Source organism: Brevibacillus soli, from assembly GCF_044759095.2.
Classification (GTDB): Bacteria; Bacillota; Bacilli; order Brevibacillales; family Brevibacillaceae; genus JBIYSM02.
Genome location: NZ_JBIYSM020000030.1, coordinates 1 through 26,693 on the forward strand (window position 1 = coordinate 1; position 26,693 = coordinate 26,693).

Sequence of the window (26,693 nt, forward strand, 5' to 3'; positions counted from 1 at the left end):
CACTGGGGCACTTTATTTGATATTCAAGTGACATTTTCACTGAACAGATAAGGTGACATTTTCACAGACTATTGACATTCCTCTCTCACATAGTCATTCGCTCGATTTGATCAAGAAAAGAGCGACTTTTTAGACGCAGATCGAGATGCTGGTCCATGAAGCTGCGAAGTACATGCTTCAGCTGACTGCGCGTCGCCGGCTTCACTTCGATATCACCCAGCCGTTCCAGATCAAACAGCTGAAACAGCCGGAGCAGCTTCCAGGTGGAGGGAGATACGCTTATGGCGTACGGATCGGTCGACAGACAGGCAGGGCAGAGCAATCCCCCCTGCGATACGCTGATCGCAAAAGGTTCCTGCCCCGCCCCGCAGTGGATGCATGCGGAAAGCTGGGGAGCGATACCTGCTACGGCAAGCATTTTGGTCTCAAAAATCCGGCAGAGAATTTCCGCATCCCTGCCTTCGTCGAGGTAACGAAACGTCAGCATCAACAGCTGAAACAGGAAGGGATTGGGCTCCCGTTCATGGGTCAGCCGATCCAGCAGTTCTGCTATGTACGCGGCATAAGCTGTCTCTGTCAGGCTTTGCCGCAAATTACGGTACGACTCGACGATTTCTCCTTGGGACAGATCTGGCATGGAGGTGCCTAATCCAGCCTTGCACAGGTAATAACCGTGGGTAAACAGCTGTGACACGGCACCGAGGCGGCTCTTGGCCTTTTTCGCGCCGCGAGCCATGATCCCGATTTTGCCGTGTTCCCTGGTAAACAGCGTTACGACTTTGCTCGATTCTCCGTAGTCTACACTACGGATGACAATTCCTTCCCATTTTACAAGCATGCGTGCGTTTCACCCAGTTCCTCTTGGGCGAACTCAAACTCTGCCTCCTCGCAGGCAACAGAGGTTTGATGGTGCTCTCGATAAAGAAGGTAGGCATGGATGTCACCGGTTGAAGCAAAATAACTCCAAGAAAAGTCACGAAGCATGCAGCATCATCCTTTCCTGTATCGGCTGTATCCACTTCCTTCTTAGATTCACCTTAGCCCGTATTTCTATGCCTTGGAAAAATTGACACGTATAGAATACCCACCGAACGGAAGCTAACGCTCGCGTTCGGCGGGGCCCCCAAAAAGTACTCGGAATGTACTTCGGAGCCTCTCGTCACCTTTTTGGGGTAAATTTACTCCTCGTCGTAGAAGCCGAAGTTGCGCAGCATCCGCTCCTGGTTGCGCCAGTCCTTCTTCACTTTAATCCAGATCTCCAGGAAAACCTTGTCGCCCATCAGGCGTTCGATGTCAACCCGGGCCCTGCTGCCGATTTCCCGCAGCATTTTTCCTTTTTCCCCGATCAGGATGCCTTTCTGTGAATCCCGTTCCACGTAAATGGCCGCGTAAATGTACAGGGTCTTTCCGTTGTCCCCCCGCTTCATCTCTTCAACGGTGACGGCGATGGAGTGCGGAACCTCTTCACGCGTAAGATGCAGCACCTTTTCCCGAATCAGCTCGGCGATGATAAACCGCTCCGGATGATCCGTAACCTGGTCGGCGGGATAGTACATCGGCCCTTCTTCCATCTCATCGAAAATGGCCTGGACCAGGGCACTTGTGTTGTTTCCTTCCAACGCGGAAATCGGCACGATCTGTTTGAAGTTCAGCAGCTTGCGATAGTCGTCGATAATCGGCAGGAGTTCTTCCGGATGGACCTTGTCAATCTTGTTAATAACCAGAAAGACAGGGGTTTTTACCTGCTTCAACCGTTCAATGATGTAGTCGTCCCCGGGGCCCCGTTTTTCGGTCGCGTCAACGACGAACAGGACCAGGTCGACTTCATTCAGCGTGTTTTCCGCTACGGACACCATGTAATCGCCCAGCTTTGACTTCGGCTTGTGAATGCCCGGCGTGTCCAGAAAAATGATTTGTCCCTCTTCGGTTGTATAAACGGCGGTAATCTTGTTCCGCGTCGTCTGCGGCTTGTTTGACATAATGGCGATTTTTTGTCCCACAATGTGGTTCAACAGCGTTGATTTCCCCACATTCGGCCGCCCCACGATGGAGACAAAGCCTGATTTGAAAGCGGTTTTCGTTTTGCGGTTATCCACGTAAATCCTCCTTGGTAAACGCCCCAGGCAAAAGGGCGGACACGGTTGTCTCCGTTACTTCTCCTTTGGTATTCGCCAAAATGACCGGCATATTCGGCGGGCAGAGCTCCGCCATCACCTGACGGCACGCCCCGCAGGGAGATACCGGCTGCGGGGAGTCGGCCACGATGGCAATCGCCTTGTAGCGCTGGTCTCCTTCTGAATAGGCCTTAAAAAGCGCCGTCCGCTCTGCACAATTGCACAGCGGGAATGCGGCATTCTCAATGTTGCAGCCGAGGTACACCTTGCCGCTTTCACTCAGCAGCGCCGCACCGACGGGAAATTTGGAATAAGGCACATACGCCAGCTTCCTCGCTTCCATCGCCCGTTCCAATAAATCTTGCCTGTTCATCTACGATCCCTCATTTCCCTTACGTTCTGCAGATTAAACATCTTCAACCCGTCCTTCATGGGCATGTCTGACCCTTCCGTGAAAGGGGATGCCAAGAAACCAGATCAGCTCCTCCATATCTAAAAGCGAATCCGGTTGAAAGCACAGTTCCTTGCGGTTACATCAAGGCGGAAAGCTTGTTCCACAACGGCGGACCCAACACGGCGATGCCTACGCAAACCGACAATACGGCGGCCACAAGGACAGCTCCGGCACTGGCGTCTTTCGCTGCTTTTGCCTTCGGATGCCAATCCGGGGATGCCAGATCCACCGCAGCCTCCAACGCGGTGTTGACCAATTCCAACGAAAGCACCAGCGCGATAGAAAAAAAGACCAGCAAAACATCGCCGCGCGGAATTCGCAGCCACCACGCCGCCAGCAGAACCAGGACGGCGACAACGACGTGGATTTGCATGTTTCGCTGTGTCTTTACGGTATAGGCGATGCCCGAAACGGCGCACGAAACGCTTCGTACAAAGCGGGTCCACTCTTTCAACCGGAATCTCCTACCTCGTCAAGCCTATTTTTTGCAGGATCGCCTCTTGACGCGAAAACATTTCCTTCTCTTCTTCCTCGGTTCCGTGATCATAGCCCAACAGGTGAAGGAAACCGTGGACAGCCAGAAAGCCGAGTTCCCGCTCGAGTGAATGTCCGTACTCCTTGGCCTGTTCCTGCGCTTTCGGCACGGAAATGACGATATCCCCGAGCATGTTGGGAAACTCCTCGATCTCTTCCTCGTCAACATAGATGTCCATTTCGCCTTCCCCTGCCTCGTTCATGGCAAAAGAGAGCACGTCGGTGGGACGGTCAACCCCCCGGTACTGACGGTTCAGTTCATGAATCCGTTCGTTGTTCACCAGGGTGACGACGACTTCTCCCGACACTTCTTCCGACTCAGCCGCGGCCTGCAGACAGCGAATCAGCAGATCTTGCTTCGCCTCGTCGATTGGTTCCATTCCCTCGTGTAAGATCTCAATGGATAGCAATTCAACTTTTCTCCCTTTACTTGTAACTGTGATCGATTTCGTCTTTGGCATACGCCTCGATAATCTTTTGCACCAGGCTGTGCCGCACAACGTCTGCTTCCTGGAAGCGGATGAACGCGACTTCCTTCACCGCTTCAAGAATGCGTTCTGCTTCCCGCAGCCCCGATTTTTTGCCTTTTGGCAGATCGATCTGGGTGACGTCACCGGTTACCACCATCTTGGAGCCGAAACCAAGCCGGGTGAGGAACATCTTCATCTGCTCCGGCGTGGTGTTCTGGGCCTCATCCAAGATGACGAAACTGTCTTCCAGCGTTCGTCCGCGCATATATGCCAGGGGAGCGACTTCAATCAGTCCCCGTTCCATCATTTTCGTCACCTGTTCGTTGCCCAGCATGTCGTAGAGCGCATCATAGAGCGGGCGCAGGTACGGGTCTACCTTCTCCTGCAGGTCTCCAGGCAGAAATCCAAGACTCTCGCCAGCCTCTACTGCCGGACGTGTAAGGACAATTCGCTTTACCCGTCCGTTTTTCAACGCGTTGACTGCCATGACCACCGCCAGATAGGTTTTGCCGGTACCGGCCGGTCCAATCCCGAAAACGATATCGTGGCGCTTGATCGCAGAAAGATAATGTCGCTGACCCAGTGTCTTCGCCCGAATCAGTTTGCCCTTCTGCGTGCGAGCAACCTCCTCTTCGTACAAATCGAGGAGCTGTTCCGCTTCCCCTTTTTCCACGAGCTGCATCGCGTACGAGATGTCGCGCTCGGATAGCGTGATGCTTCGGCGAATCAACTGCAGCAGGACGTCAAACAACCGGGAGAGCTTATCCACTTCCGATTTGTCGCCGCTGATGACCAACTCGCCGTCTCGCGTATGGATTTTGGCCGATGTCTTCTCTTCGATTTGCTTCAGATAGGCATCGTGGGGACCGAACAGCATTAATGCTTCGGATGCATCAGTAAACGGGATTTTAACCTCTTCTTGTACGTGCAACAGGCATCCATCTCCTTGCAGCGGATATCAGTTGCCATGGTGAGCGGGAGCCGGGGGCGGAACCACGATCGGCTGCTCGACGGCAATGTCTTCTATTACGGAAAAATGCATACTCACATAAACTTTACCATTCTCTGCTTTTACGTGCAAAACTTTTTCGTCCTTGATGCTGGCGTTCTCTCCGGCACGTGCCAATACATCCTGACGAGCAGCCCTTTTTCCCGCCTCTACTGCTTCATCCATACTCAACTGCCGCTTGACGGGCTCTATCTCGGAAAGCGTGACCGTTTTCCAGCTGACGGGCAGGGTAAAACGGTCATACGTGAACTGATAGCGCTGATCCTCAGCCTTGAACCGAGCGAACGGCTCTTCCCGGAGCGGCCAAACCTGCACGGCATACGGCCCCAGAACAAGATATTGTTTCTGCTGCTTGTCTCCCGTGAATTGGTAAAGGACTTGAGAGAGCGGCAGCGAGATGTTGCTCACATACCACACCTCTCCCTCTACTTTCCCGCGGGCAGAAACTGCGCTTTGTCTTGTATCATTGCCGATAATGCCGGAAATCAGCACTTGCCCCTTATCCACGAACTGGTTGACAGATACCATGGGTTTGCCCGCTTCCGCCAGGATTCCATGAATCACGGCCCGCTTTTTTGCGACGAGGTTGCGAGGGCCTGTCGCTTTGGGAGATTTGGGCTCGTCTTTTTCCACGACCTGAATCATCGCCTTCGTCCCCTTGATGTCAACAATCACATAGGAGGCTTCGGGAAGCATGCCTGACAGTTCCCGTTGCAATTCCTGCGGTTCTTTTAGTTTGACCTTCCAGGCCCCCTCTTTAATCCCGATTTTTTCGGCAGCTTCGCTCACTCTTTCAGGGGGAATCTGTTTGGTTCCCAACACTTCCACGCTCCAGACAAACGTAGAGAGCATGTACAATCCAAAAAGAAAAACGAGGGCACCCAAGGCAAAACCCGAACGCCTGCGCAGACGAATCAGCCAGAAAGGCAACCCTTCACGCTGTTCCACGTGGCAGCGACAGCCTGTCTCCTTTAAAAGCGGACGAAGGCGAAAATAGTCGCGGATCATGATGTCACACCGGCTTACATCAGGCTGTACCCGGCGGATGTTCCAGATGTGAACGCCTTCGCGAACCGCCATGTTGAGAAACCGTTCAAACCGTTTTCCCCGAACGGTAATGGTAATGTGTCCCTCTATCCATTCTTTCCATGTATTGCGCATCTGTTTTGTCCCCGCCTTCTACTCAATTTGATCGCGTACGGCTATTCCACAAATTTGACAGCGGAAATTCTTCCTTCCAGGAGTACTTCCTCCGGCAAAATCGCACGGATGACTAGCTGTTCACCGGAAACGATCAGCTGCCCCTTGGTTAATAGCAAGCGGAGCTCCTTTTCACTGAAGTGCAGAACTCCGCGGTGATTTTCAATATACATCTGCAGATGACCAATCATGGTGATGCGAGGGACTTCCAAGACCACATCCTGCGGCAAATCCAATACGCCAACAGCCAAATGGCGCAGTCGGCGGCTCCAACGCTTCATATGTAAGCCCCCCTTCAGGGTGCAGCGTTTTCTTCTCTAAACCTTATGCGGAAGGGGGCAAAAATCATAACCAAAAAAAAGCGCCCCGCCCCTTGCAATTCCTGCAAGGAACAGGGCACGTCTTGTCTACTCTTTCGGAACTGGCAGAGATTCTTGCTCTCTCAACCGGGACAGCATCTTCCACTTTTTTAGAACCCGTTTCACTTTTTCAGCATTACAGCCACAAAGGATTGCCGTTTCATAGACGGATTTTTTCTCAAAAATTACCAGTCGAATTACCTTCTGCCGGAAGCGGCTCATCTGTTCCAGTGTCTTTTTTTCCATCTTTTTTCGACACCTATCCTCTCACAATCCTACTATTTTCCTACTTGATCTATTTTCAGAATAGAAGAACGTGAATGGGGTGACAAGAGGAGACGTTCGACAAGTTTCGATTCAACGAAAAAAGACGAACGGATTTCCGTTCGTCTCGAGCATCTATGCATTCCGTTTGCGTGACAAGTATGACGGTGCATACGGGGCCTTGGCACGCGGCGGTCCGTAAATGATCGCCCATTTTAATCCCTCGCGTGGGTCGAGGTCAAGGTCAAGCGCGTCCTTTTTTTCCTCCGGATCAGGATCGGAAACAAGGAATTCGCCTCTTGTCGATGGCTCGGCTGCATTCAGGTTGCCGTCCTCCGTCTCTGTCCATGCTGCCTTTGCCTCGTTACTGTCCATTCGCTCGGAGACCTCTTCCGGCTTTGAACGCTGTTCCCATCTCGGAAAGCCTCCTCCTTCCACAGGTGTGAGCACCACCTGACGCGGCTTTCCTTGTGAGACGCCTTTGCCTGCCCGTTTTCCCAATCCGCCAAACAGCTTGTAGCCGATATATCCGAGAATGACAAACCAAAACTTCCCGATCAGGACAATCGCCACTTCCAACAGATCAAACAGGAGATTTTCCATCGTTGTCTGTCCTTACTTCTTGTCGTCGTCTTGACTTGGTTTTGGTTTGTCCCCGGTATTGCCGAAGGCCTGGCGCATTTGAGTATCCGCACTGATGTTCTGCAGGTTGTAGTAGTCCATCGCGCCGAGATTGCCGCTGCGCAGCGCTTCGGCAAGAGCGAGCGGCACTTGCGCTTCCGCTTCGACAACTTTCGCCCTCATCTCCTGCACCCTTGCCTTCATTTCCTGCTCCTGCGCCACTGCCATCGCACGGCGCTCTTCCGCTTTCGCCTGGGCGATGCGTTTATCCGCTTCCGCCTGATCGGTCTGCAGCTGCGCTCCGATGTTTTTCCCCACATCCACATCAGCGATGTCGATCGAGAGGATTTCAAATGCGGTTCCGGCGTCCAATCCTTTGTTCAACACGGTTTGCGAGATGCGGTCAGGGTTTTCCAGCACATCTTTGTGACTGTCGGAAGAACCGATTGTCGACACGATTCCTTCGCCAACCCGGGCAATAATCGTTTCCTCACCGGCACCGCCAACCAGACGGTCAATGTTCGCGCGAACCGTTACTTTTGCTTTTGCCCGCACCTCGATGCCGTCTTTTGCCATCGCTGCGACGATCGGCGTCTCGATTACCTTGGGGTTGACGCTCATCTGTACCGCTTCCAAAACATCGCGACCGGCCAAATCAATCGCAGCAGCGCGTTCGAAGCCAAGCGGAATATCCGCGCGCTGTGCAGCGACAAGAGCGTCCACGACACGATCCACGTTGCCGCCGGCAAGGTAGTGGCTTTCCAATTGATTGGTATCCAGCTCCAATCCAGCTTTGCGCGCCTTAATCAACGGATTGACGATCCGCGACGGGATGACCCGACGAAGACGCATGGCAACCAATGTAATGATCCCTACGTGCACTCCGGAAGCCAGCGCCGAAATCCACAGCATGACCGGCACGAAGGAGAAAAAGACGGACAGGACGACAATTGCCACTGCAACCATAAAAATGAGAGGGATTAACCCGCTTTCCAGCATGCGTATCTACTCCTTTTGTTCTTGTTCTTGAACCACCACCCGCGAGCCCTCAACCTGTACAACGATGACAGGTGTTCCTGCCGCGATAAAGCCTCCTCCACTGACTGCGTCTACCCGTTTGCCGTCTATCTTGACGACGCCGGCGGGGCGAAGCGCAGTTAAAGCAATACCTGCCTTGTCGACCAGATCGCGCTGGTCCCTGACAGCGACGTAACCCGCTTCGTTTCGCTGGACGTCACCCAGAATAAACTTGCTCCACAGACCCCGCAGTCCGTACCGCTTCACCAGCAGGAACGCGACGATCACCGTTACGACAAACGCGATGCCCAGAGAAGCAATTCCCTGCTGAGTATCGTAGGCCGCCATTACCAGCCCGCTTACCAGGCTGATAAAGCCGATACCGCCGACTATGCCGCCTGGCAGGAAGATTTCCAGAATCATCAGCAAGATTCCGATGATAAACAGTCCGATATGCAGCCAGTTCGCAAATCCAGCCACATAGTGCCCGAAGAAGTACAGCGCAAACGCACACAGGCCAACCGTACCGGCGATTCCGAAGCCAGGCATGAACAGCTCAACGACAATTCCCACCAGACCGATAATCAACAGGGAACTCATCACCACCGGACTGGTGACGAAGCGAGCCACCTTTTCGCCCATGGTCGGCTCGATCAGCGTAACGGCCTTGTCGTTTACACCCAGGTGCTGAAACAACTCCAGTTTTCCGGTGACAACCCGGTCGGCGTAACCCAGCTGTTTCGCCCGTTCTGCATCAAGCGACAAAATCGTTCCCTTGCTCTTCAAGCCGGGAAATTCCCTGTCGATCTCCACCATCGCCCTTGCCACGTCAGGGTTGCGGTTGTTCAGTTTTGCTGCGGCCGCCATTTTATCCGACCATGCTGATACGATTTTTATGCCGGCCGCGTTCCCTGCCAGATCAATCGGCGCTGCCGCTCCCATGCTGCTCCCAGGAGTCATCACGATTTCATCTGCGTTCAAAGCAATATAAGTACCGGCAGAAAAGGCTTGATTGTCAATATAGGCGACGACCCTCATCGGTGATTGCCTGATCAGTTGACCGATATTGCTTGCAGCTTCCACTTCGCCTCCCGGCGTATCGATATCCAGGATGACGAGGGTCGCCCCTTGCTCTGCTGCTTCGGAAAAAGCCCGTTGCAGAAAGCTCTCCAATCCCCGCTCAATTCCCTGTTCAACAGGAACCCATACGGCTCGGGGTTCGGTTTGCGATAAAGCTATCGTCCCTGTGCACAGGTAAACCAAACTCAACACCGTGAGTGCCGCGTAGGCCAGCAGTCGATGACTTCGCTTTCCCAGCCATGTCAGACTCATCCTTTTCACACCTCCCTTCTACCATGCTCAACGAATAGCTACTATGGTATACGAGGAGGGAACGGGATCGTTTCATTTTTTTAAAGCCCGTCCGGCCATCGCACGTTTAGAGGGCAGGGGCCGAAACCAAAAAGAAAAACCCAATCATCATCTGACTGGGTTTTTCCGGCCGTATCTATATGAGGTTAATCTCTCAATTACGAAGGTAGTTCCTCAGATACAATTCGCTGCACGAGGCCGCCATCGGCTCTTCCTTTTACCTTCGGCATGATGGCGCCCATCACCTTGCCCATCTCTTTCTTGGAGGCGGCGCCTGTTGCGGCAATCGCTTCCCGAACGATTTGACGAATCTCGTCTTCGCTCAATTGGGCCGGCAAATAGACGGTGAGCACATCGATTTCCTCGCGAGTTTTTTCGGCGAGGTCCTGACGACCTGCCTTTTCAAATTCCTGGAGGGAGTCACGGCGTTGTTTTAGCTCTCGGGTCAAGATGGTCAGCTCTTCGTCTTCAGACAAAGGTCTGCCTTTGCTGATCTCTTCGTTTTTCAGTGCAGCTTTCACCATGCGAATAACAGAGAGCTTAAGCGCAGCCTTGTCCTTCATCGCCTGCTTCATATCCTGATTGAGTCGCTCCATTACACTCATGATGAGCCCCCCGTATATTAAAACTTGCGTTTACGAGCCGCTTCGGATTTTTTCTTGCGTTTCACGCTAGGCTTTTCAAAGTGGCGGCGTTTACGCAGTTCAGCCAATACCCCAGCTTTTGCGCTTTCACGCTTAAAGCGGCGAAGTGCGCTCTCCAAAGACTCGTTTTTCTTGACTCGAATTTCTGCCATCTGTCTTCCCTCCCTCCGCTAAAACCGTGGGACAACTGTATGACCACAGACTGTCACACTTCATTATAGGACAGATAGGCAAAACAGGTCAACCTCGACACGAAAATTATTCCTGGAAACCAGCCAGGAAGTGATAATGGATGTGGAAAACTTCCTGTCCGCCCTCTTTTCCGCAATTGTTAACCAGGCGGAAGCCTTTCAGATCCAGCTTTTTCGCCAGCTTTTGCGCTACGGTGTGGATGTGGCCGATCAACGGCAGATCCTCTTCCGTCACGTCCATTAGTGTAGGGATCGGTTTGCGCGGGATGATCAAAAGATGGATCGGCGCCTTCGGAGCGATGTCGTGAATGACGATCACTAAATCGTCTTCGTACTCAAAACGGGCCGGGATTTCTTTATCCATGATTCTGGTAAATATGCTTTTTTCCATATAGGTACCTCCCTCTTGTAACGTGTGGTGCAAGTTCATATGTATTCGTGGATATCACTTTCACTATAGCGAATAAAAACTCCTGCTTGCAAGAGCAGCCTTGGGAAAATTGCTTGCCGCCAAGGCAAGGCTCGTGATAGCATGACTTCGATACCATAGGAAAAAGGAGATATGGGCATGAAACCGATCTCATTGGAACGGGCAGCCTCCATGGCTGAAGGACTGCTGCTCCAAGGGGAGCCTGCGAGTACCGTCGGCTCCGTTCACTTCGACACCCGCGAGCTGACACCTGGAGCTTTGTTTGTCGCGATTCAGGGAAAGGGGAGAGATGGACACGACTTTCTCCTGCAAGCGGCCGACAACGGCGCTCGTGCGGCAATCATCTCCGATCAAACGAAGATCCCCCGGGATTTGCCTGCGGAATTCGGCTTGCTCCTGGTCAATGATACCCTTCGCGCATTTCAAAAACTGGCGGCGGCGTATCGCAGAGGCTTTTCCTTCCCGTTCGTCGCCGTGACGGGCAGCAACGGCAAGACGACCACCAAGGACATGATTGCCCATCTGTTGGAAAGCAAGCTTCCTGTTTACAAGACATTTAAAAATCTCAACAACCACCTCGGCGTACCGTACTCCCTGCTGCAGCTGGATGATGCACATCAAGCCGCTGTTCTCGAGCTGGGCATGAATCACGCCGGGGAGATTGACCTGCTCGCTTCATTGGTACAGCCAAAGATCAGCGTGATTACCCACATTGGCGACGCACACATGGAGTACTTCGGTAGCAGGGAAAAAATTGCCCTGGCCAAAGCGGAGCTTCTGCCGCACACCGATCCGGACGGGCTGGTTCTGCTTAATGGAGACAACCCGTATCTTCGTCAGGTGGCCCACTTGTATCCGGGCACGATTCTCTACTACTCCGTCGAGGGGCCGGCCGATATCTGGGCGGAAAACATCAAAAGCGACGAGCGCGGCACCCGCTTTGACGTACGCTTTTCCTCAGGAGAAGGTTTTTCCGTCTTCCTGCCGCTGTTCGGACAACACAACGTCCTGAATGCACTGCCTGCCATCGCGATTGCGCAGCGCTTTGGAATGGAACGTGAGGAGATTCAGTCCGCTCTGTCGACCGTGAGCCTGTCGGCGATGCGCTTCCAGGTCCTGAACTCCGCTCGCGGCGCCGTTCTCATTAATGACGCGTACAACGCCAGCCCTTCTTCCATGGAAGCGGCAATCTCCACTTTTGCAGAGCTGTTCCCCGATCGAAGAAAAGTGCTTGTCTTGGCGGACATGTTTGAGTTGGGATCGGAGAGCGCATCCATGCACGCACAGGTAGGTGCGTTCGCCAATACCTATGTGGATCGATTTGCCCTCTTGATCTCCATCGGAGAGCAATCCCGCTTCATCCATGAAGCGTATCACGGGGAAAAGTGCCACTTTGCTGCCAAGGAGGAGGCTCTGAAAACACTTCAATCGCTCGATACGGCTGAGCATGCCATTCTGTTTAAAGGTTCACGCGGGATGAAGCTGGAGACGCTGATTCAAGAGCTGCTGGTTTGATAAAGGCTTTTTTATGATTGAAAAAATCCGCCACTCCTGGGGAGAGACGGATTTTTTCGTTTTCTTATTCCAATTCTTCGGCCGCCACGATATTGCGTTGTTTATCGGCATGTCGATCCAGCGCAAGCTTCACGAGCCGGTCGATCAGTTCGCTGTAGCTGATGCCAGACGCCTGGAACAGCATCGGGTACATGCTGTACGGCGTAAAGCCAGGCATGGTGTTTACTTCGTTCATATACAGCTGGTCATTCTCTTCGTCCCAGAAAAAGTCAACCCTGGAAAGACCGGATGCGTCGAGCGCACGGTAAGCCTGTTTGGCCATCTCCACAATCTGCTGCTCTACGTGCTGGGGAATTTTGGCCGGGATTTGCAGTTCGGTGCCGGCGCCTTTGTACTTCGCTTCGTAATCGTAAAATTCCTTCGCAGCGATGACTTCTCCGACGACGGAAGTGAGCAATTCCTCGTTGCCCAGCACACCGATTTCCAGTTCACGTGCTTTGACAAACTGCTCGATGATCAAGCGGCGATCGAATTTGGCTGCCAGGTTCATCGCTTCCAAAAGCTCAGCCCGGTTTTTTGCCTTGCTGATGCCTACGCTGGAACCCATGTTGGCAGGCTTGACAAAGCATGGATAGCCCAATTCCTGCTCGATCCGCCGGACTACCTCCTCTTGATTCCGCTCCCATTGCGAGCGCAGCACGCCGATGTACTTCACCTGCGGCAATCCCGCTTGCGCAAAGACGTTTTTCATCATCCATTTGTCGAGACCGACAGCGGATGCCATGACACCTGCCCCTACATATGGCAGATTGGCCAGCTCCAGCAGCCCCTGAATGGTTCCGTCCTCGCCGTTCGGACCGTGCACCACCGGGAAAATTACGTCCACTTCCTCCCCGATCCCAAAAACAGGGGAGGCTTTTTGCACCGGTACGATTTCACCCGCATGGGCCGGAGCACATTTGGACGTATTTCCTTCTGTCAAACGCAGTGTATCAATCCCTTTCAGCTTGCCGGTGATTGGCTGTCCTTTGATCCAGTTTCCGTCCAATTGTACGTAAAGCGGTATCAATTCATACTTGTCAGAGTCTACCGCGTTCATGATGGCCATAGCGGTGCGCAGTGAAACTTCATGCTCAGAGGATTTTCCTCCGTAAATAATGCCAAGACGAATTTTCTCTCCCATGAAAAAGCCTGCTCCTTTCCCTCTCTGCAGACACAAAGAGGCTACCAATTCCATTCATCCCTACTATGTTTATGCGCCGCGGAGCAATCTGCCCCATGGCGCCTGATCCCATCTCACAGCATACACAATGCATCCGCGGAAAACAAGGGACAGGAGTATCACCTACGCTAGTCGTTCACCATATCATACAAGTAACCGGAACGAACTCGGCACAGGCAATCATTGGCATGGGGGAATGTCCATGAGAGATTACTTGCTTTTCTGCACGTACTGTTCATCCTACACACTGCTCCACAGCTATGACAAGGAGGACGGAACGTTCCTGGGCGAATATTCCCTGCTGCATAACGAATATACGCGAAACAGCACCGTCCTGAACAAGTTCTTGCTCGCCCATCTCGGCCATACCATCCGCACCCTTCCTTCCAAGACGGAGGAGTACCAGAACATTATATGCACGGCGTCTCACTTTCTGGAGGACGACATCGACAAGTATGTCGAAGAAAGCATGGCGCAGGCCAAATATCTGGAGCACGACCGGCGCAGGGAACGGGAAATCGGCAAGGTTCAAATGCACATCGTCGGACACCTGCTTCGGCATGAGCTGGAGATCCTTGTCCATACGCGCAGCGGGACTCCGGCCGAGGGACAAGTCTTGCTGGGCAAAGAGCTGGGCATCAAGCGGCCCTCGAAGTGATCCAACGAGTACTGTCCGATACACAGTTTGCGTAAAAAAAGCATCGATTGAAGCCCTCTCGGAGAAGCTGGTTCTTCGTTAGAGGAAACTTTTTATGCATTCCGGAAAGTTTATTTCAGGGCGCTTTCACACGGTGAAGCCCTTAAACTTTCCTACACGATAAGAAAACCCACCCGGCATTAGCTATTCTCACCCCACTCGGCGGTAGCTATCGCTGAGCCGAGTGGGATCCCTTTTCTCGCCGGGCGGGGCCCCGAACCCTTTTCAAATTACTGTATAGGAAAATGCATCGAATAAACCTCGTCGGGCAATCCCAACGAGGTCTCATTGTTTTTATTGACGTACAAACCGATCTTTGTCAACCGGCTGCTTCCGCTTTTTCTCCCCGCGGAACTCACCGCGAAACTCGCCGCGCCCTCCGCGGCGTCCGTCGCGAAACCCCTCTTTGCCGTCCCGTCGGCCTTTGGAGCCAAATCGATTGCCCTTTCCATCCCCCTGGTGCACTTTTTTCGTGCGAAGCGGTTTTTCCGGGGTAAGTTCTACGGTGATATCGCTTGTCTCGCGTGTCAACAGCTTCAACGCTGCCGCAACCAGACGGCTGGAATCGTGATTGTCCAGAAGGTCGTTGGCTACGTGGAGATAGGCATCCAGCTGCCCTGTCTCCATCGTGTCGGTAAGCTTTTCCACGGTAGCCTGAAGCTGACCTGTGAGGGCTTCGGCCGATGTCGGAACCGGCCGCTTCTTGATGCGCAGTTTGTTGACCTTCTCAATAAAATGCAGGTGGTCCGTCTCACGCGGGGTCACCAGTGTGATGGCAACACCCTCCCGTCCGGCTCGACCGGTACGACCGATGCGGTGAACGTAGCTTTCGGGATCCTGCGGAACATCGAAATTGTACACGTGCGTTACGTTGGACACATCAATCCCGCGGGCTGCCACGTCGGTGGCCACCAACAGCTCAATCTGCCCTTCGCGGAACTTGCGCATCACCTGGTCACGCTGGTTCTGGGACAAGTCGCCGTGCAGGCCTTCCGCCAGATAGCCGCGCTTTTGCAGCCCGCTGGCCAGCTCGTCAACGCGGCGCTTCGTGCGACCGAAGACAACGCCCAACTCCGGGGTTTCCATGTCCACCAGACGACAAAGCGTATCGAACTTCTGCCGCTCCGGCACCTCAATGTAGAATTGCTCGATCTGCGGGGACTGTACGGATTTCGGCATGACGGAGATGTGTACAGGGTTCTTCAGGAACTGATCAGCCAGCTTGCGAATCTGAGGGGGCATGGTTGCAGAGAAGAGCATGGTCTGACGCTCTTCCGGCACGCCGGCCAGGATCTTTTGGATTTCCTCCAGAAAACCCATGTTCAGCATTTCATCTGCTTCGTCCAGCACAACCGTATGCACGTCGGACAGACGGATGGTGCGCCGTTCCATGTGGTCGATCAGCCGTCCCGGCGTTGCAATGATAATATGCGGACGGTTTTTCAGAGCGCGGATTTGCCGCTGAATATCCTGCCCGCCGTAGATGGGAAGAGTGCGAACACCCGTGTGAGTTCCCAAACGGGCGATTTCTTCGGCAACCTGGATGGCCAGCTCCCGTGTCGGCGCCAGTACCAATCCTTGAATTTTATCTGATGCAGGATCTATCTTTTCCAAGAGGGGAATGGAAAACGCAGCAGTCTTTCCCGTCCCTGTCTGAGCTTGCCCGATCAGGTCGCTCCCGGTCTTCGCAACCGGAATGACCTGCTCCTGAATCGGGGTGGCCTCTTCAAATCCCATGTCCGCAATGGCTCTCACGATATTGTAATGCAGTCCTAACTCGTAAAATGTCTTCAATTCATTATAGCTCCTTTTATGTGTACTACCGCACATTTTTCCGCTTTTTCCGGGCCGGCATGCGCATGCCCAGACAATTCATTCTAGCAGACTTTGAGTAAAAACAAAAGAAAAACCGCTATCTCCTTTGGAAACAGCGGTTTTTCGCGCTTAATACGGCTCGATTTCGTCTCCGGTTTCAATGTCGATCACCTTGGTGGAATCCTCTGGCACCGGGATGGTTTTACTCTTTGGCGCTTCCTCCCCTTCTTCCACCCACTTCACCAACAGGTCAAAGCTCTGGTGCACGTAAGGCAGGAGGGGCTGCATTTCTTTGTCAGGGTCGGATTTGCTCCAGACCAGACTGTCGACATGGTTCCCTTTTTCCACCATGTAGAGACGGTGAAGATCCGCTTTGCCCGCTTTTTTCACCAGCTTCTGATACGCGGTTCCGTGAACTTCGGGGAAGATCAACGCATCCCAGCTGCCGTGCACGGAGATGAGCGGCACATTGATCTTGCCCGTATTCTGAATCTTCTCCACTTTCTTTTTCACCTTGCCGGGCCGCTTGGTAAAATCGTATTTTTCAAAGATATCGTCATGGGAGCGATCCCGTGTTCCGTCCGCGTTGAACTTCAGATAATCTTGCCAGTCCAGCCGTTTCGGCGCTTTCGGGTCAAATTCATCCCGGTAGATGTTCAGCGAGACAAACCAGTAGATCTGGTCATGGTAGGCCCACATCTTTTCCGAGCCCTTCGGGACACCGGCATCATACAACGCTTGCTGCGCTTTTTCCTGCTCGTCACCCCTGCCGAAAATCGCTGCTTCCGCATGGTTCACCACATCGGTCAGGGTGGTAATCAAATTAGGCTGGTCAGCTCGCCACAGCACACCCTCCCAGTCTACCCCTCCGTCGAACAGAGCCGGTTCCTTTGTCTTCTTTGGATCGTCGTTTTCCAGGGCGTAACGCACGACGTATCCTCCGTTGGAGATGCCGATCGCGTATGTAGGGACGGGATGCTTTTTCGATACGAGCCTGCTCGCCGGATTGTCGTCGTCATCATCATCGATCAGCATGTTTTGGTAATGGGTCGCGAGATAGGCCTGGGCCGCTTTGGTAATCTGGCGGAAGCGCATATTCCACTCCGTCAGTGAATCGTCTTTACCGGCCAGCGCATTTTTAACCTTGGCCAACGGATCGCTCGGATCGATTTCCCCCTGCGTGCCCTTGTCGATCGCAGCGAAAGCATACCCTTTTGACAGCACGTAATCGCTGAACAGCAAGTCGGTGGCTGTTTCATTGCGTGTCGCCGGGATTCCCGAAACAACCAGCTTGCCGTTCCAGTCTTCCGGGACGCGGATGACAAATTTGGCATCCTCAAACATGCCGTTTACCTGTGTACCGGCGACCTGGGCCGGATCGTACATCTCTTCCCAGCCCCCCCAGGCTACCGGTGCCAAACCGATGTTTCCGAACAACGTGGCCGCAGTAAACTGCGCCGGGTTCAGGGTGGTCAACCAGTTGTCGTTTTTGCCGTCAAACTTGGTGACGGTAACGCTGTGAGCCCCGGGAATAACCGGTGAAGTAGCGGCATGTGCTTCGGAAAAGCCCCCTGCTGCCAGAGGGAAGAGAAGTGCGGTTGTCACCAGCATGGCACTCCATCGTTTGTTCACGTGATCCAGCCTCCTTTTTGCAAGCGTTTTCATTTTGATGCAAAAATAGTGCAAGGAACATGCCAATGGCAGCAGCATGGTTGGACCAGCATTCCCTTTCACGTACTGTCGCACAACCTGTACAGAAAAGGGACACAAAAAAAGCGACATGTCGCGGATGGGCAACATGTCGCTCGCCTGCCAATTCCTAACGGCGGTCTCTCACTTCAAAGATTGCAAACTTGAGGTAGTGCGCTTCCTCCGCTCCGCTGATTTGCGGGTGGTCTTTGCCCGCTCCGCGCCACTCGATCAATCGCAAAATTTTCTTCGCATCCATCGCTGCATCCTGAATCGTCTCCAGGAACAACTCCGGGGACATGTGGTAGGAGCAGGAGGCGGTAACCAGATAGCCGCCCGGGCGCACCAGCTTCATGCCATTCAGGTTGATGTCCTTGTACCCGCGGCAGGCCCCCTTGACGGCTCCTCGCGATTTGGCAAAAGCGGGCGGGTCGAGAATGACGACATCCCAGGAACGGCCTGCCTCCACACATTCACGCAGGTAGTCAAAGGCGTTGGCTACAACGAATTCCACCCGGTGCAAAAAGCCGTTCAGGGTAATGTTCTTCTTCGCCGTCTCGATCGCGTGCTCGGAGATGTCCAGAGCCGTCACTTTCTTCGCTCCGTGCTTGCATGCGTTTAGCGTAAATGAGCCGGTATGGGTAAAACACTCCAGCACTTCCGCCCCGTCCCAGAACGGATTTTTCACAATCCTGCCCCGTCGGTCGACCGGCTTCACAACCGTTTCTCCGTCAACTTCCACCTGTTTAAGGGTAATGCCGTGCTTTTCCCCCCACCCTTTCATCAAGGGAGCGATGGCCGCCCGGTTTTCCCGCTGGTCGTAGAAAAAGCCGGTCTTTTGGCCTTCCACGATGTCAACGATGTACTTCAAGCCGTTTTCTTCGATAGTAACCTCACGCGGACATTCGCCGTAGAGCACCTCTTTGGTCTGCTCGAGCCCCTCCAGTTCGCGAACGGGCACGTCGTTTCGCAGATAGATGCCCGCAGGCTGAAACACTTTCACCAGCGCGTCGCGAATCAAATCGCGCCGCTCTTCCATCCCCAGTGAAAGGATTTGGGCTACGAGGATATCGCCGTAGCGGTCAACGATCAGACCGGGAAGGAAGTCCGCTTCCCCGTAAATGACCCGGCATGCCCGCGGATTCTCTACAAAACGGGTGCGAAATTCGGCCGCTTCTCGTATGCGACGAACAAAAAACGATTCGTCGATTTCTTCCTTCGGATCGTAGGAGAGGATTCGCACGATCATTTGCGAGGCGGGGTTGATGTAGCCCTTGGCGAGAAAGTGTCCTTGATGATTGACCACCTCGACGATCTCGCCAGGCTGATATTCTCCTTGAATCTCCATTACTTCAGACTGAAAAATCCACGGGTGCCCCGCTTCCAGCCGTTTTTTTCGATGTTTGTGCAAAATGACTTTTGCCAATGGTCATGAACCTCCTTGTCATGCTTGTCTTCCTTATGGCATAGCGTATAGTAACGTGGAACGTAAGGAGGATTCGCTGTCGTGTTTCTCGCTATCCTCGTCCCTTTTTCCCTCGGTCTCAGTTATTTCTTGCTCGGTATGTATGCGATGCGGGCGGGTTTTCAAAACTTGGCCGGTCAAAAAATGGCCGAGCTCCTCTACCGGTTTACCCGCACGCCTGTGCACAGTTTTCTGGTGGGGCTGGTTTCAACCTTTGCCCTGCAAAGCTCCACGGCCGTAACCGTGCTAACCATCGGCTTAACGCATGCCGGACTGATCGGTTTTGCTCAGACGGTCGGAATCATCCTTGGAACCAATGTAGGAACAACGGTGACGACCGAACTGATTGCTCTCTCTCTGGAGGCATTTGCCGTACCGATGCTGCTGGTGGGGGTAGCCTTCTGGCTGCAGCCAAGGCGGCCAATCCGCTCCATCGGCCTGATCGTGGCCGGCTTTGGCTTGATCTTTCTCGGGATTGACACCATGCAGGTGATCGCCAAACCCCTGGAACAGTCGGAGACGTTTCGCACCCTGTTTTTGGAGAGCAGCCATTCCGTCTGGATCGGTTTGATCACGGGAACCGTCTTTACCGCGATGATTCACAGCAGCTCGGCTACAACCGCCATTACGATGGGACTGATGAGTCACCAGGTCTTGTCCATGGAAACAGCGTTGGCGATCGTTCTCGGAGCCAACATCGGGACTTGCTTTACTGCGCTGATCGCCAGCATCGGTACCAATGCCGCATCCCGGCAGGTGGCCTGGTGTCACACCCTGTTCAACGTTGCGGGGGCCCTGTTGTTCCTGCCGTTTCTCTCTGCCCTTGCCAGCGTCAGCGCTTTTTTAACGGAGAGCCCGTCCATGCGGATTGCCCACGCGCAAACGATTTTTAATCTGGTTTGTTCACTTGCCGCACTGCCGTTTACCCGCCAAATTGCAGCCGTTATCCAATGGTTGATCCCGGACAGACGAAGCGCGTAATGCATTACTGGGCTAACGGCATCAGATAAATGGACGTCACTACTCCGGCGATGATCATGGCCACGCTGGAAGCTGCCGTCTGGACTGGAGAGATCCGATGGAGGCTGGCAGTCCCGATTGCGTGAGAGCTGGTTCCGACAGCAATGCCGATCGCCCATTCGTCCCGCACGTTTGCAAGCTGCAAAAGCGGCCGTGCCATGATCATCCCGATCATGCCTGTCGCGGCGGTAAAAAAGGCGGCGAGCTCCGGCACTCCGCCAATCGTTTTCGTCAGTTCAACGGAGATCGGGGTCGTGACGGATTTGGACAGCATGCTTACCAAAAGCAGATGATTCGATCCGAGCAGGGCTCCCACGGCAAACACGGAAAGGATGGAAACCGCACAGCCTGCTGCCACACCCAGCAGCACCCCGCGCCACATGCGCAGAAGCTGATCCATCTGTTTGGCCAGGGGAACGGCGAGCGCAACAGTAGCCGGGCCCAACCAGAAGGAAATCCACTCTCCGCCGGCCCGGTACGCCTCCCAGTCCCCGCCTGCCAGCCACCAGATCAGCCAAACGGCTGCCGTAGCCATGATCAGCGGATGGATACTCCGAATACGCTCAGCTGCTCGGATCGCTCCCCAATATCCCAGCAGCGTCGCGGCTATGGCACACAACTGGCTAACCATCAGAGCGCTCTCCTTTCCAACGATTGATTTTCCGCTTTGCGTTTTTGTCTGTTTACGTACTGCTGTACCACTGTTCCGGAAATGAGCATCACCAGTATGGGTCCCAGCACCAGCGAAAGCAGGATTGGCCAGAGATCCTGTCTGATAAGCTGGAGGTGCTGCGCCACGCCAACCAGGATCGGCACGAAAAACAGCATCATGTGCTTCATCAAAAACGAGCTGGCTCTCTCCACTGTCTCCAGCTTGATCCATCCCGCACACAGACAGACAGTGAGCATAAGCATGCCGAGAAGATTGCCTGGCAGCGGGATGTGCAGCCACTTGCTGCCCAATGTCCCCAGCCCAAAAAACGCCAACAACACGAGTAGCCCTTTCATCCGTCTCCCCCCGGCATTCATGGATATAAGCAAAAGCCCGACCCATTCAATGGTCAGGCTTTTCCCATGCTTCGCTTAGTAACCGCCGCCAACCGCTTCCTCACCAGAGACAATCGCGATACCTGCGCTTGCCCCGATCCGACTCGCTCCCGCTTCTATCATTGCCAGAGCGCTGGCGCGATCACGGACGCCGCCAGATGCTTTCACACCGATATTCGGACCTACCGTCTTACGCATCAGCGCGATGTCTTCCACAGTCGCGCCACCCGGTCCGAAGCCGGTAGAGGTTTTTACGTAGTCGGCTCCTGCTTCGACAGACAGCTTGCAAGCCGTTACTTTTTCTTCTTCCGTCAAAAGACCCGTTTCCAGAATCACTTTCACCAGAACGCCGCCTGCCGCTTCCACGACAGCCGCAATGTCCTGCTTCACGAGTTCCAGATCACCCGACTTGAGCGCCCCCACGTTGATCACCATGTCCACTTCGGTTGCACCGTTTGCGATGGCGTCGCGGGTTTCCGCCGCTTTCACGGCAGGGGTGTTTGCTCCCAGCGGGAAGCCGATGACGGTGCACACCTTCACGTCGGTTCCCTTCAGCAGTTCCGCGCTGCGCTTCACCCAAACAGGATTGACGCAGACGGAGGCAAAATCGTACTGTTTTGCCTCAGCGCACAATTTGTCGATCATGTCTGCTGTTGTTTCCGGTTTTAACAATGTGTGGTCGATATACTTGTTCAGCTTCACGAACTACACCTCAATTTTAAAATAAGTGAGAGCTTTCTTCAGAACGATTTCGTTGTTCTTGTAGCCCTTTTGCTGCTGCATCATCCACGCTTCCTCCGGTGTGCACCAACGAACCGCGTTAATCTCCTCAAGCTGCACAGTGATTTCTGTCGTGTACGCTTCCACCAGATAGTAGTGGACCTCTTTCTTTACTTTTTCTCCGGTTACCGGGTGATTGTATTCATAATAAACGGTTTCCAGTTTTTCCACGAGTCTTCCGCCTACTCCGGTTTCCTCCAGCACTTCACGCAGGGCGGTCTCTTCGATGGTCTCCCCGGGTTCCTGTTTTCCCTTGGCCAGCGTAACCTTTCCGTAGCGGTCCTCAATCATCAGGAGCAACAGCTGACCGTCCTGGAACTGATAGACGACGCCTCCTGCCGAGATTTCCTTCATATCGCCTGTTCCTCAAGCACAGGAATTTTCACGTCATCCAGCACGCGGACAAAGGTCCCTTTGCAATACTCGGAGCCCGCCTCATCGAGACGAACCTTGCAGACCTTTCCGATCATGTCTTCATTGCCTGGGAAAACCATGTTCAGGTAGTTGTCGGAGTAGCCCATCAAAAGGCCGCTGGCCGGATCTTCCTTGTACGGACGCTCCGGAATCACTTCCAGCACGTCACCCACGAACTTTTTGGCATAGGAGAGGGTAAGCTCCTGGTTCAGCTCAAGCAGTTTGGCTACGCGTTCATGCTTCACTTCTTCCGGAATCTGATCCATCATGCGAGCGGCCGGCGTGCCGGTGCGCATCGAGTACGGGAAGACGTGCAACTCGGCAAATTCGATTTTCTTGATGAAATCGTAGCCGTTTTGGAACTGCTCGTCCGTCTCGCCAGGGAAACCGACGATGACGTCCGTAGTCAGGGCAACTCCCGGAAGCGCCTCGCGCACCTTGACCATTTTTTCGTAAAACTCCGCAGTGGTGTACTTGCGGCGCATGCGCTTCAACACCTCGTCGTCACCCGCTTGCAGCGGAACGTGCAGGTGGCGGCAAACCCGGTCCGAGTTGTTCATGACCTCAATCACTTCATCGGTGATTTGGCTCGCTTCAATGGAGCTGATGCGGATTCGCTTCAGTCCGTCTACCTGGTGCAGGTCAACCAGCAGCTTGGCAAGGTTGTAATCCTCCAGGTCTTCTCCATACCCGCCGGTGTGGATACCGGTCAGCACGATTTCCTTATAACCGGCTTCAACCAGTTTTTTCGCCTGTGCGATCACGCTCTCCGGTTTGCGCGAGCGCATCAGGCCGCGCGCCCAGGGAATAATGCAGAAGGTGCAGAAGTTGTTGCAGCCTTCCTGGATTTTCAAGGATGCACGCGTACGGTCGGTAAAGTTCGGTACGTCCAGCTCTTCAAATTCGCGCGCTTTCATGATGTTGCCGACCGCATTGATCGGCCGGCGCTCCTGGCGGATTTGCTCGACGTATTCGATCAACTTTTCCCGTCCCTGGGTACCCACAACGATGTCGACACCGGGAATGTCAGCAATCTCTTTCGGAGAGGTTTGCGCGTAACAGCCGGTTACCGCGACAATCGCGTCCGGGTTCCGGCGAATCGCACGGCGGATCACCTGGCGGCTTTTCTTGTCCCCGGTGTTGGTAACCGTGCATGTATTGATAACGTACACGTCGGCGTCGTCCTGTTCAAAGTCCACCCGCTCGTAGCCGTTTGATTTGAACAACTGCCAGATCGCTTCCGTTTCATAACTGTTTACTTTGCAACCCAATGTGTGGAAAGCAACCGTTGACATTGCTCATCCTCCTTCCTAGTGGCGATACTGCGCCGAATCATCTGCATTTGCGAAGCCACACCCAGGTCCCCGCATGGGGGCTTCCTAGTGGCGATACTGCGCCGAATCATGGATATCTATCTCCATCAAGAATGAATTCGTTCAAAATGATAGGAGACCGCAGCCAGTACGTATTGGCTGGCCGTCTCTGTTCGCAGGATGCGCGGCCCCAGCGTAACCGGTCGAATGCCTGCCGACTCGGCCAGTGCAATCTCTTCGGCAGAAAAGCCTCCTTCGGGACCGACCAGAACCAGCAGGGAGTCACCTTCCGTCAGAGATTCCAGCACGTCATGCAGTGTGCGGCTCCCCTCTTTTTCATAGGCGACGACACATTGCGTGTACGAATCAGCTGCAGCTGCCGCCTGTTTAAACGACACGGGCGGAAGAATTTCAGGCAGTACGGCACGGTGAGATTGCTCAGCCGCCTCCTTCACAATCTTGCGCCAGCGCTCCAGCTTCTTCGCCTCTTTCTTCGCATCCAGTCTGACGATAGTGCGCTCCGAAGAAAACGGAAAAAAGGCGAACGCCCCCAGCTCCGTTCCCTTTTGCAGAATCCACTCCATTTTTTCACCCTTCGGAAGACCTTGGCCGATGGTGACGCGAACTGGCAACTCACTGTTTTCACGAATGAACTCCACGACCTCTGCATGAACCTGTTTTCCTTCAAACGAGGCCAGGCGAACGCGTGCCACCCGTCCCTGACCGTCGGCCACGAGGATCTCGTCGCCGATGGAAGACCGCATCACATTGACGATGTGATGTACGTCATCTCCGACGATGGTTACACTCTGCTCCGACAGGCGGTGAGGCTCGACGAAATATCTTTGCATCCAGCTAACCTCACTATTCTACCTTTTTTTTGCTACAATTGCTACCCAATCATCAATGGTAACTGTTTCTATGACCTCCAGGCCGGATTTGGCCATGGCGATCTTTACGTCTGCTTCCCGCGCTTGAATAATACCGGAGGCGATAAACACGCCGTCTGGTCTGAGTACGCGATGGACGTCGTCGGTAAAACGAACGATCACTTCCGCCAAAATATTGGCGACAACCACTTCCACCTGTTCCTCTATGCCGTCCAACAGATTGTTCTGTTTCACGATGATCCGCTCACTCACCTGATTCAACTCGGTATTGGCCTGCGCCGAACGAACCGCTACCTCGTCCAGGTCCATCGCCAACACGTGAGAAGCACCCAGCTTTACGGCCGCAATACTTAATATAGCCGTTCCCGTACCGACATCGTACACCCGATCCCCAGGCTGGAGGTACTTTTCCAGGGCGCGCAGACACAGGATGGTAGTAGGATGGGTGCCTGTTCCGAACGCCATTCCCGGATCCATCTCGATAATGATTTCGTCGGCAGACTTCGGCGTGTACTCTTCCCAGACCGGCTTGATGGTGATCCGCTCTGATACGTAGACCGGCTTATAATATTTTTTCCAGGCGTGGGCCCATTCGTCTTCGTGCACATCGTTTACGGCAACCGTTCCCTTGCCTACATCCAGTCCGTAAGACGTCAGCACGTGCAGCTGCTCCTTCAGTTCCTCGAGCAGGCTGCTCAAGCTCGCGCTGTCTGCAGGCAGATACGCCTTGACGAAGACGCCCTCCGTCGGAAAATCGTCGGGAGAGAGCTGGTAGATCTCACCATAGGGTGTATCCCAGTTGCGATGAAGAACCTCCGGGTCCTCGATGACGACACCGTTTGCACCCATTTCATACAAGATATTGGATACCGCGTCCACCGCTTCCGCTGTTGTATGGATACTAATTTCTGACCAGTTCATGATACCTACCAACTCCCTGCAAAATTATCCCCAGATGGAAACCATTCAATCTCCGCGGAAGGCGCGCTTCATTTTTTCAAAAAAGCTTTCATCTGCCGCAGTGTGTCCGGTAGACCCCTCGGTCCAACCGGCAAATTCCTTCAACAATTCCTTTTGCCGTTCGGTCAGCTTTGTCGGGGTAACTACCCGCACTTTTACATGCTGATCTCCCCTGCCGTTGCCTCGCAGGTACGGCACTCCCTTGCCCCGCAGACGGAAATACGTCTCCGTTTGTGTACCCGCCGGAACTTTCAGCTTCACACGACCGTCTACTGTGGGAATTTCGATCTCGTCACCCAGTGCCGCCTGGGCAAAGGTAATCGGCACTTCACAGTATATATCATTTCCTTCACGTTCAAAAAACTCGTGCGGTTTTACCCGCAGAACGACGTACAGGTCGCCTGCAGGGCCTCCGTTCACTCCCGGCTCCCCTTCGCCCGGCACACGCAGCTGTGCCCCGTCGTCGACACCCGCCGGAATATTGAGGTGGATCTTGCGTCGCACTTTTACCCGGCCGGCTCCGCGGCAGCTTGGGCACTTCTCTTTCACCACTTTCCCTTTGCCCTCACAGGTCGTGCAAACACGGCGGTTTACGATGCGGCCAAACGGCGTGTTGGCCACCACTTCCTGCTGTCCAGTGCCGTTACACGTCTTACAGGTTTCCACGGCGGATCCAGGCTTTGCACCGGTACCGTGGCAGGTGTCGCACTCCGCTTCCTTGGGAATTTCCACGTCGGTTTCTTTCCCAAAGATGGCTTCGGTAAACTCGATGCTCAGGCCGAACTGCAGATCGGCGCCTTTTCGCGGCGCATTTGGATTCGCCCGTCTGCCGCCCCCGAAAAACATGTCAAAAATGTCGCCAAAACCACCCATTCCGGACGCGTCAAACCCGCCGCCGCCAAAGCCCTGATTCGGATCCTGGTGTCCGAAGCGGTCGTAGTTTGCTCTTTTCTGCGGATCGGAGAGAACGTCATACGCCTCTTTGACTTCCTTGAACTTCTCTTCCGCATCCGCCGCTTTATTCACATCGGGGTGGTACTGACGGGCGAGCTTGCGATACGCCTTCTTGATATCTTCGGCGCTCGCATCCTTGCCCAGTCCCAGGACCTCATAATAATCCCGTTTCATCTCCTTAATCACTCCCGTAACGAAGACAATCAACTGTTATCATAGCATGTGCATGACTTG

Annotated in this window: 31 protein-coding genes; 3 read left to right on the plus strand and 28 right to left on the minus strand. The window is 53.9% G+C overall.

What is annotated here, in order from left to right:
- Positions 1–85: 85 nt before the first annotated feature.
- The 16 genes from recO to ACE99V_RS13315 all read right to left on the minus strand — a co-directional run bounded on the left by recO (position 86) and on the right by ACE99V_RS13315 (position 10,639).
- A complete protein-coding gene (recO, locus tag ACE99V_RS13240) occupies positions 86–838 on the minus strand; it encodes a DNA repair protein RecO (protein WP_400491566.1) in 753 nt (250 codons plus the stop codon).
- Positions 829–984 (minus strand): YqzL family protein, encoded by a 156-nt coding sequence (locus tag ACE99V_RS13245; protein WP_400491567.1) that lies wholly within the window; start codon positions 982–984, stop codon positions 829–831. The genes recO and ACE99V_RS13245 overlap by 10 nt, the downstream gene beginning before the upstream one ends.
- A 194-nt stretch (positions 985–1,178) precedes the next feature.
- Entirely contained in the window at positions 1,179–2,096 is a 918-nt protein-coding gene (gene era, locus ACE99V_RS13250; RefSeq protein WP_400491568.1) for a GTPase Era, read from the minus strand.
- The gene (locus ACE99V_RS13255) at positions 2,089–2,487 is read right to left on the minus strand and encodes a cytidine deaminase (RefSeq protein WP_400491569.1); all 399 of its coding nucleotides are present in this window, start codon (positions 2,485–2,487) and stop codon (positions 2,089–2,091) included. The genes era and ACE99V_RS13255 overlap by 8 nt, the downstream gene beginning before the upstream one ends.
- Before the next feature lie 157 nt (positions 2,488–2,644).
- Entirely contained in the window at positions 2,645–3,022 is a 378-nt protein-coding gene (locus ACE99V_RS13260; protein WP_400491570.1) for a diacylglycerol kinase, read from the minus strand.
- 10 nt (positions 3,023–3,032) lie between these two features.
- Positions 3,033–3,482 carry an rRNA maturation RNase YbeY gene (ybeY, locus tag ACE99V_RS13265; RefSeq protein WP_400491621.1) on the minus strand — a complete coding sequence of 150 codons (450 nt, stop codon included), beginning with the start codon at positions 3,480–3,482 and terminating at the stop codon, positions 3,033–3,035.
- A 46-nt stretch (positions 3,483–3,528) separates the two neighbouring features.
- On the minus strand, positions 3,529–4,503 hold the full coding sequence (locus ACE99V_RS13270; RefSeq protein ID WP_400491571.1) for a PhoH family protein: 975 nt from the start codon (positions 4,501–4,503) through the stop codon (positions 3,529–3,531).
- 27 nt (positions 4,504–4,530) lie between these two features.
- Positions 4,531–5,742, minus strand: a complete 1,212-nt coding sequence (gene yqfD, locus ACE99V_RS13275; protein ID WP_400491572.1) for a sporulation protein YqfD — start codon at positions 5,740–5,742, stop codon at positions 4,531–4,533.
- 41 nt (positions 5,743–5,783) lie between these two features.
- Positions 5,784–6,062, minus strand: coding sequence for a sporulation protein YqfC (gene yqfC / locus ACE99V_RS13280; protein ID WP_400491573.1), 279 nt, complete (start codon positions 6,060–6,062; stop codon positions 5,784–5,786).
- Between the two features lie 126 nt (positions 6,063–6,188).
- Entirely contained in the window at positions 6,189–6,386 is a 198-nt protein-coding gene (locus tag ACE99V_RS13285) for a sigma-70 family RNA polymerase sigma factor (RefSeq protein ID WP_400491574.1), read from the minus strand.
- A gap of 153 nt (positions 6,387–6,539) precedes the next feature.
- Positions 6,540–7,007 (minus strand): hypothetical protein, encoded by a 468-nt coding sequence (locus ACE99V_RS13290; protein ID WP_400491575.1) that lies wholly within the window; start codon positions 7,005–7,007, stop codon positions 6,540–6,542.
- A 12-nt stretch (positions 7,008–7,019) separates the two neighbouring features.
- Complete coding sequence (floA, locus tag ACE99V_RS13295) at positions 7,020–8,024, minus strand: flotillin-like protein FloA (RefSeq protein ID WP_400491576.1); 1,005 nt, start codon at positions 8,022–8,024, stop codon at positions 7,020–7,022.
- Between the two features lie 6 nt (positions 8,025–8,030).
- The gene (locus ACE99V_RS13300; RefSeq protein WP_400491577.1) at positions 8,031–9,374 is read right to left on the minus strand and encodes an NfeD family protein; all 1,344 of its coding nucleotides are present in this window, start codon (positions 9,372–9,374) and stop codon (positions 8,031–8,033) included.
- Positions 9,375–9,571: 197 nt separating this feature from the next.
- Positions 9,572–10,018, minus strand: coding sequence for a GatB/YqeY domain-containing protein (locus ACE99V_RS13305; RefSeq protein ID WP_400491578.1), 447 nt, complete (start codon positions 10,016–10,018; stop codon positions 9,572–9,574).
- A 17-nt stretch (positions 10,019–10,035) separates the two neighbouring features.
- Positions 10,036–10,209 (minus strand): 30S ribosomal protein S21, encoded by a 174-nt coding sequence (gene rpsU / locus ACE99V_RS13310; RefSeq protein ID WP_400491579.1) that lies wholly within the window; start codon positions 10,207–10,209, stop codon positions 10,036–10,038.
- A gap of 106 nt (positions 10,210–10,315) precedes the next feature.
- Positions 10,316–10,639 (minus strand): histidine triad nucleotide-binding protein, encoded by a 324-nt coding sequence (locus ACE99V_RS13315; protein WP_400491580.1) that lies wholly within the window; start codon positions 10,637–10,639, stop codon positions 10,316–10,318.
- A gap of 177 nt (positions 10,640–10,816) precedes the next feature.
- Between ACE99V_RS13315 and ACE99V_RS13320 the strand changes: the two genes are divergently transcribed.
- Positions 10,817–12,193 (plus strand): UDP-N-acetylmuramoyl-tripeptide--D-alanyl-D-alanine ligase, encoded by a 1,377-nt coding sequence (locus ACE99V_RS13320; RefSeq protein WP_400491581.1) that lies wholly within the window; start codon positions 10,817–10,819, stop codon positions 12,191–12,193.
- A gap of 64 nt (positions 12,194–12,257) precedes the next feature.
- On the opposite strand, the gene ACE99V_RS13325 is transcribed toward ACE99V_RS13320, so the two are convergent.
- Complete coding sequence (locus tag ACE99V_RS13325) at positions 12,258–13,376, minus strand: D-alanine--D-alanine ligase (protein WP_400491582.1); 1,119 nt, start codon at positions 13,374–13,376, stop codon at positions 12,258–12,260.
- A gap of 241 nt (positions 13,377–13,617) precedes the next feature.
- Here ACE99V_RS13325 and ACE99V_RS13330 point away from each other — a divergent pair, with 241 nt between their 5' ends.
- A complete protein-coding gene (locus ACE99V_RS13330; protein WP_400491583.1) occupies positions 13,618–14,073 on the plus strand; it encodes a hypothetical protein in 456 nt (151 codons plus the stop codon).
- Between the two features lie 333 nt (positions 14,074–14,406).
- Here the strand turns inward: ACE99V_RS13330 and cshA are convergent, their stop codons facing one another.
- From cshA to ACE99V_RS13345, 3 genes are all read right to left on the minus strand, one after another.
- Complete coding sequence (gene cshA, locus ACE99V_RS13335; protein ID WP_400491584.1) at positions 14,407–15,906, minus strand: degradosome RNA helicase CshA; 1,500 nt, start codon at positions 15,904–15,906, stop codon at positions 14,407–14,409.
- Positions 15,907–16,056: 150 nt separating this feature from the next.
- Entirely contained in the window at positions 16,057–17,559 is a 1,503-nt protein-coding gene (locus tag ACE99V_RS13340) for an alpha/beta hydrolase (protein ID WP_400491585.1), read from the minus strand.
- Positions 17,560–17,746: 187 nt separating this feature from the next.
- Positions 17,747–19,042, minus strand: coding sequence for a class I SAM-dependent rRNA methyltransferase (locus ACE99V_RS13345; protein ID WP_400491586.1), 1,296 nt, complete (start codon positions 19,040–19,042; stop codon positions 17,747–17,749).
- 81 nt (positions 19,043–19,123) lie between these two features.
- Here ACE99V_RS13345 and ACE99V_RS13350 point away from each other — a divergent pair, with 81 nt between their 5' ends.
- Positions 19,124–20,062 carry a Na/Pi cotransporter family protein gene (locus ACE99V_RS13350; protein WP_400491587.1) on the plus strand — a complete coding sequence of 313 codons (939 nt, stop codon included), beginning with the start codon at positions 19,124–19,126 and terminating at the stop codon, positions 20,060–20,062.
- Positions 20,063–20,066: 4 nt separating this feature from the next.
- On the opposite strand, the gene ACE99V_RS13355 is transcribed toward ACE99V_RS13350, so the two are convergent.
- The 8 genes from ACE99V_RS13355 to dnaJ all read right to left on the minus strand — a co-directional run bounded on the left by ACE99V_RS13355 (position 20,067) and on the right by dnaJ (position 26,633).
- The gene (locus ACE99V_RS13355; RefSeq protein ID WP_400491588.1) at positions 20,067–20,732 is read right to left on the minus strand and encodes an LrgB family protein; all 666 of its coding nucleotides are present in this window, start codon (positions 20,730–20,732) and stop codon (positions 20,067–20,069) included.
- A complete protein-coding gene (locus ACE99V_RS13360; RefSeq protein ID WP_400491589.1) occupies positions 20,732–21,109 on the minus strand; it encodes a CidA/LrgA family protein in 378 nt (125 codons plus the stop codon). Before ACE99V_RS13360 ends, ACE99V_RS13355 begins: the two co-directional genes overlap by 1 nt.
- A gap of 75 nt (positions 21,110–21,184) precedes the next feature.
- Entirely contained in the window at positions 21,185–21,850 is a 666-nt protein-coding gene (deoC, locus tag ACE99V_RS13365) for a deoxyribose-phosphate aldolase (protein WP_400491590.1), read from the minus strand.
- A gap of 3 nt (positions 21,851–21,853) precedes the next feature.
- Positions 21,854–22,282: an NUDIX hydrolase gene (locus tag ACE99V_RS13370; RefSeq protein WP_400491591.1), complete on the minus strand. Its 429-nt coding sequence runs from the start codon at positions 22,280–22,282 to the stop codon at positions 21,854–21,856.
- Entirely contained in the window at positions 22,279–23,637 is a 1,359-nt protein-coding gene (gene mtaB, locus ACE99V_RS13375; RefSeq protein ID WP_400491593.1) for a tRNA (N(6)-L-threonylcarbamoyladenosine(37)-C(2))-methylthiotransferase MtaB, read from the minus strand. The genes ACE99V_RS13370 and mtaB overlap by 4 nt, the downstream gene beginning before the upstream one ends.
- A 125-nt stretch (positions 23,638–23,762) precedes the next feature.
- Positions 23,763–24,506, minus strand: coding sequence for a 16S rRNA (uracil(1498)-N(3))-methyltransferase (locus ACE99V_RS13380; RefSeq protein ID WP_400491594.1), 744 nt, complete (start codon positions 24,504–24,506; stop codon positions 23,763–23,765).
- An 18-nt stretch (positions 24,507–24,524) separates the two neighbouring features.
- Positions 24,525–25,466, minus strand: coding sequence for a 50S ribosomal protein L11 methyltransferase (gene prmA, locus ACE99V_RS13385; protein ID WP_400491595.1), 942 nt, complete (start codon positions 25,464–25,466; stop codon positions 24,525–24,527).
- A 45-nt stretch (positions 25,467–25,511) separates the two neighbouring features.
- Positions 25,512–26,633 carry a molecular chaperone DnaJ gene (dnaJ, locus tag ACE99V_RS13390; RefSeq protein ID WP_400491596.1) on the minus strand — a complete coding sequence of 374 codons (1,122 nt, stop codon included), beginning with the start codon at positions 26,631–26,633 and terminating at the stop codon, positions 25,512–25,514.
- Between the last annotated feature and the right edge of the window lie 60 nt (positions 26,634–26,693).

Excerpts from the sequence above, each read along its gene's own strand:
- recO (WP_400491566.1), bottom strand. The coding sequence starts at position 838 with ATGCTTGTAAAATGGGAAGGAATTGTCATCCGTAGTGTAGACTACGGA.
- ACE99V_RS13245 (WP_400491567.1), bottom strand. The coding sequence starts at position 984 with ATGCTTCGTGACTTTTCTTGGAGTTATTTTGCTTCAACCGGTGACATC.
- ACE99V_RS13255 (WP_400491569.1), bottom strand. The coding sequence starts at position 2,487 with ATGAACAGGCAAGATTTATTGGAACGGGCGATGGAAGCGAGGAAGCTG.
- ybeY (WP_400491621.1), bottom strand. The coding sequence starts at position 3,482 with ATGGAACCAATCGACGAGGCGAAGCAAGATCTGCTGATTCGCTGTCTG.
- yqfD (WP_400491572.1), bottom strand. The coding sequence starts at position 5,742 with ATGCGCAATACATGGAAAGAATGGATAGAGGGACACATTACCATTACC.
- yqfC (WP_400491573.1), bottom strand. The coding sequence starts at position 6,062 with ATGAAGCGTTGGAGCCGCCGACTGCGCCATTTGGCTGTTGGCGTATTG.
- ACE99V_RS13285 (WP_400491574.1), bottom strand. The coding sequence starts at position 6,386 with ATGGAAAAAAAGACACTGGAACAGATGAGCCGCTTCCGGCAGAAGGTA.
- ACE99V_RS13290 (WP_400491575.1), bottom strand. The coding sequence starts at position 7,007 with ATGGAAAATCTCCTGTTTGATCTGTTGGAAGTGGCGATTGTCCTGATC.
- floA (WP_400491576.1), bottom strand. The coding sequence starts at position 8,024 with ATGCTGGAAAGCGGGTTAATCCCTCTCATTTTTATGGTTGCAGTGGCA.
- ACE99V_RS13300 (WP_400491577.1), bottom strand. The coding sequence starts at position 9,374 with ATGAGTCTGACATGGCTGGGAAAGCGAAGTCATCGACTGCTGGCCTAC.
- ACE99V_RS13305 (WP_400491578.1), bottom strand. The coding sequence starts at position 10,018 with ATGAGTGTAATGGAGCGACTCAATCAGGATATGAAGCAGGCGATGAAG.
- rpsU (WP_400491579.1), bottom strand. The coding sequence starts at position 10,209 with ATGGCAGAAATTCGAGTCAAGAAAAACGAGTCTTTGGAGAGCGCACTT.
- ACE99V_RS13315 (WP_400491580.1), bottom strand. The coding sequence starts at position 10,639 with ATGGAAAAAAGCATATTTACCAGAATCATGGATAAAGAAATCCCGGCC.
- ACE99V_RS13320 (WP_400491581.1), top strand. The coding sequence starts at position 10,817 with ATGAAACCGATCTCATTGGAACGGGCAGCCTCCATGGCTGAAGGACTG.
- ACE99V_RS13325 (WP_400491582.1), bottom strand. The coding sequence starts at position 13,376 with ATGGGAGAGAAAATTCGTCTTGGCATTATTTACGGAGGAAAATCCTCT.
- ACE99V_RS13330 (WP_400491583.1), top strand. The coding sequence starts at position 13,618 with ATGAGAGATTACTTGCTTTTCTGCACGTACTGTTCATCCTACACACTG.
- ACE99V_RS13355 (WP_400491588.1), bottom strand. The coding sequence starts at position 20,732 with ATGGTTAGCCAGTTGTGTGCCATAGCCGCGACGCTGCTGGGATATTGG.
- ACE99V_RS13360 (WP_400491589.1), bottom strand. The coding sequence starts at position 21,109 with ATGAAAGGGCTACTCGTGTTGTTGGCGTTTTTTGGGCTGGGGACATTG.
- ACE99V_RS13370 (WP_400491591.1), bottom strand. The coding sequence starts at position 22,282 with ATGAAGGAAATCTCGGCAGGAGGCGTCGTCTATCAGTTCCAGGACGGT.
- mtaB (WP_400491593.1), bottom strand. The coding sequence starts at position 23,637 with ATGTCAACGGTTGCTTTCCACACATTGGGTTGCAAAGTAAACAGTTAT.
- ACE99V_RS13380 (WP_400491594.1), bottom strand. The coding sequence starts at position 24,506 with ATGCAAAGATATTTCGTCGAGCCTCACCGCCTGTCGGAGCAGAGTGTA.
- prmA (WP_400491595.1), bottom strand. The coding sequence starts at position 25,466 with ATGAACTGGTCAGAAATTAGTATCCATACAACAGCGGAAGCGGTGGAC.
- dnaJ (WP_400491596.1), bottom strand. The coding sequence starts at position 26,633 with ATGAAACGGGATTATTATGAGGTCCTGGGACTGGGCAAGGATGCGAGC.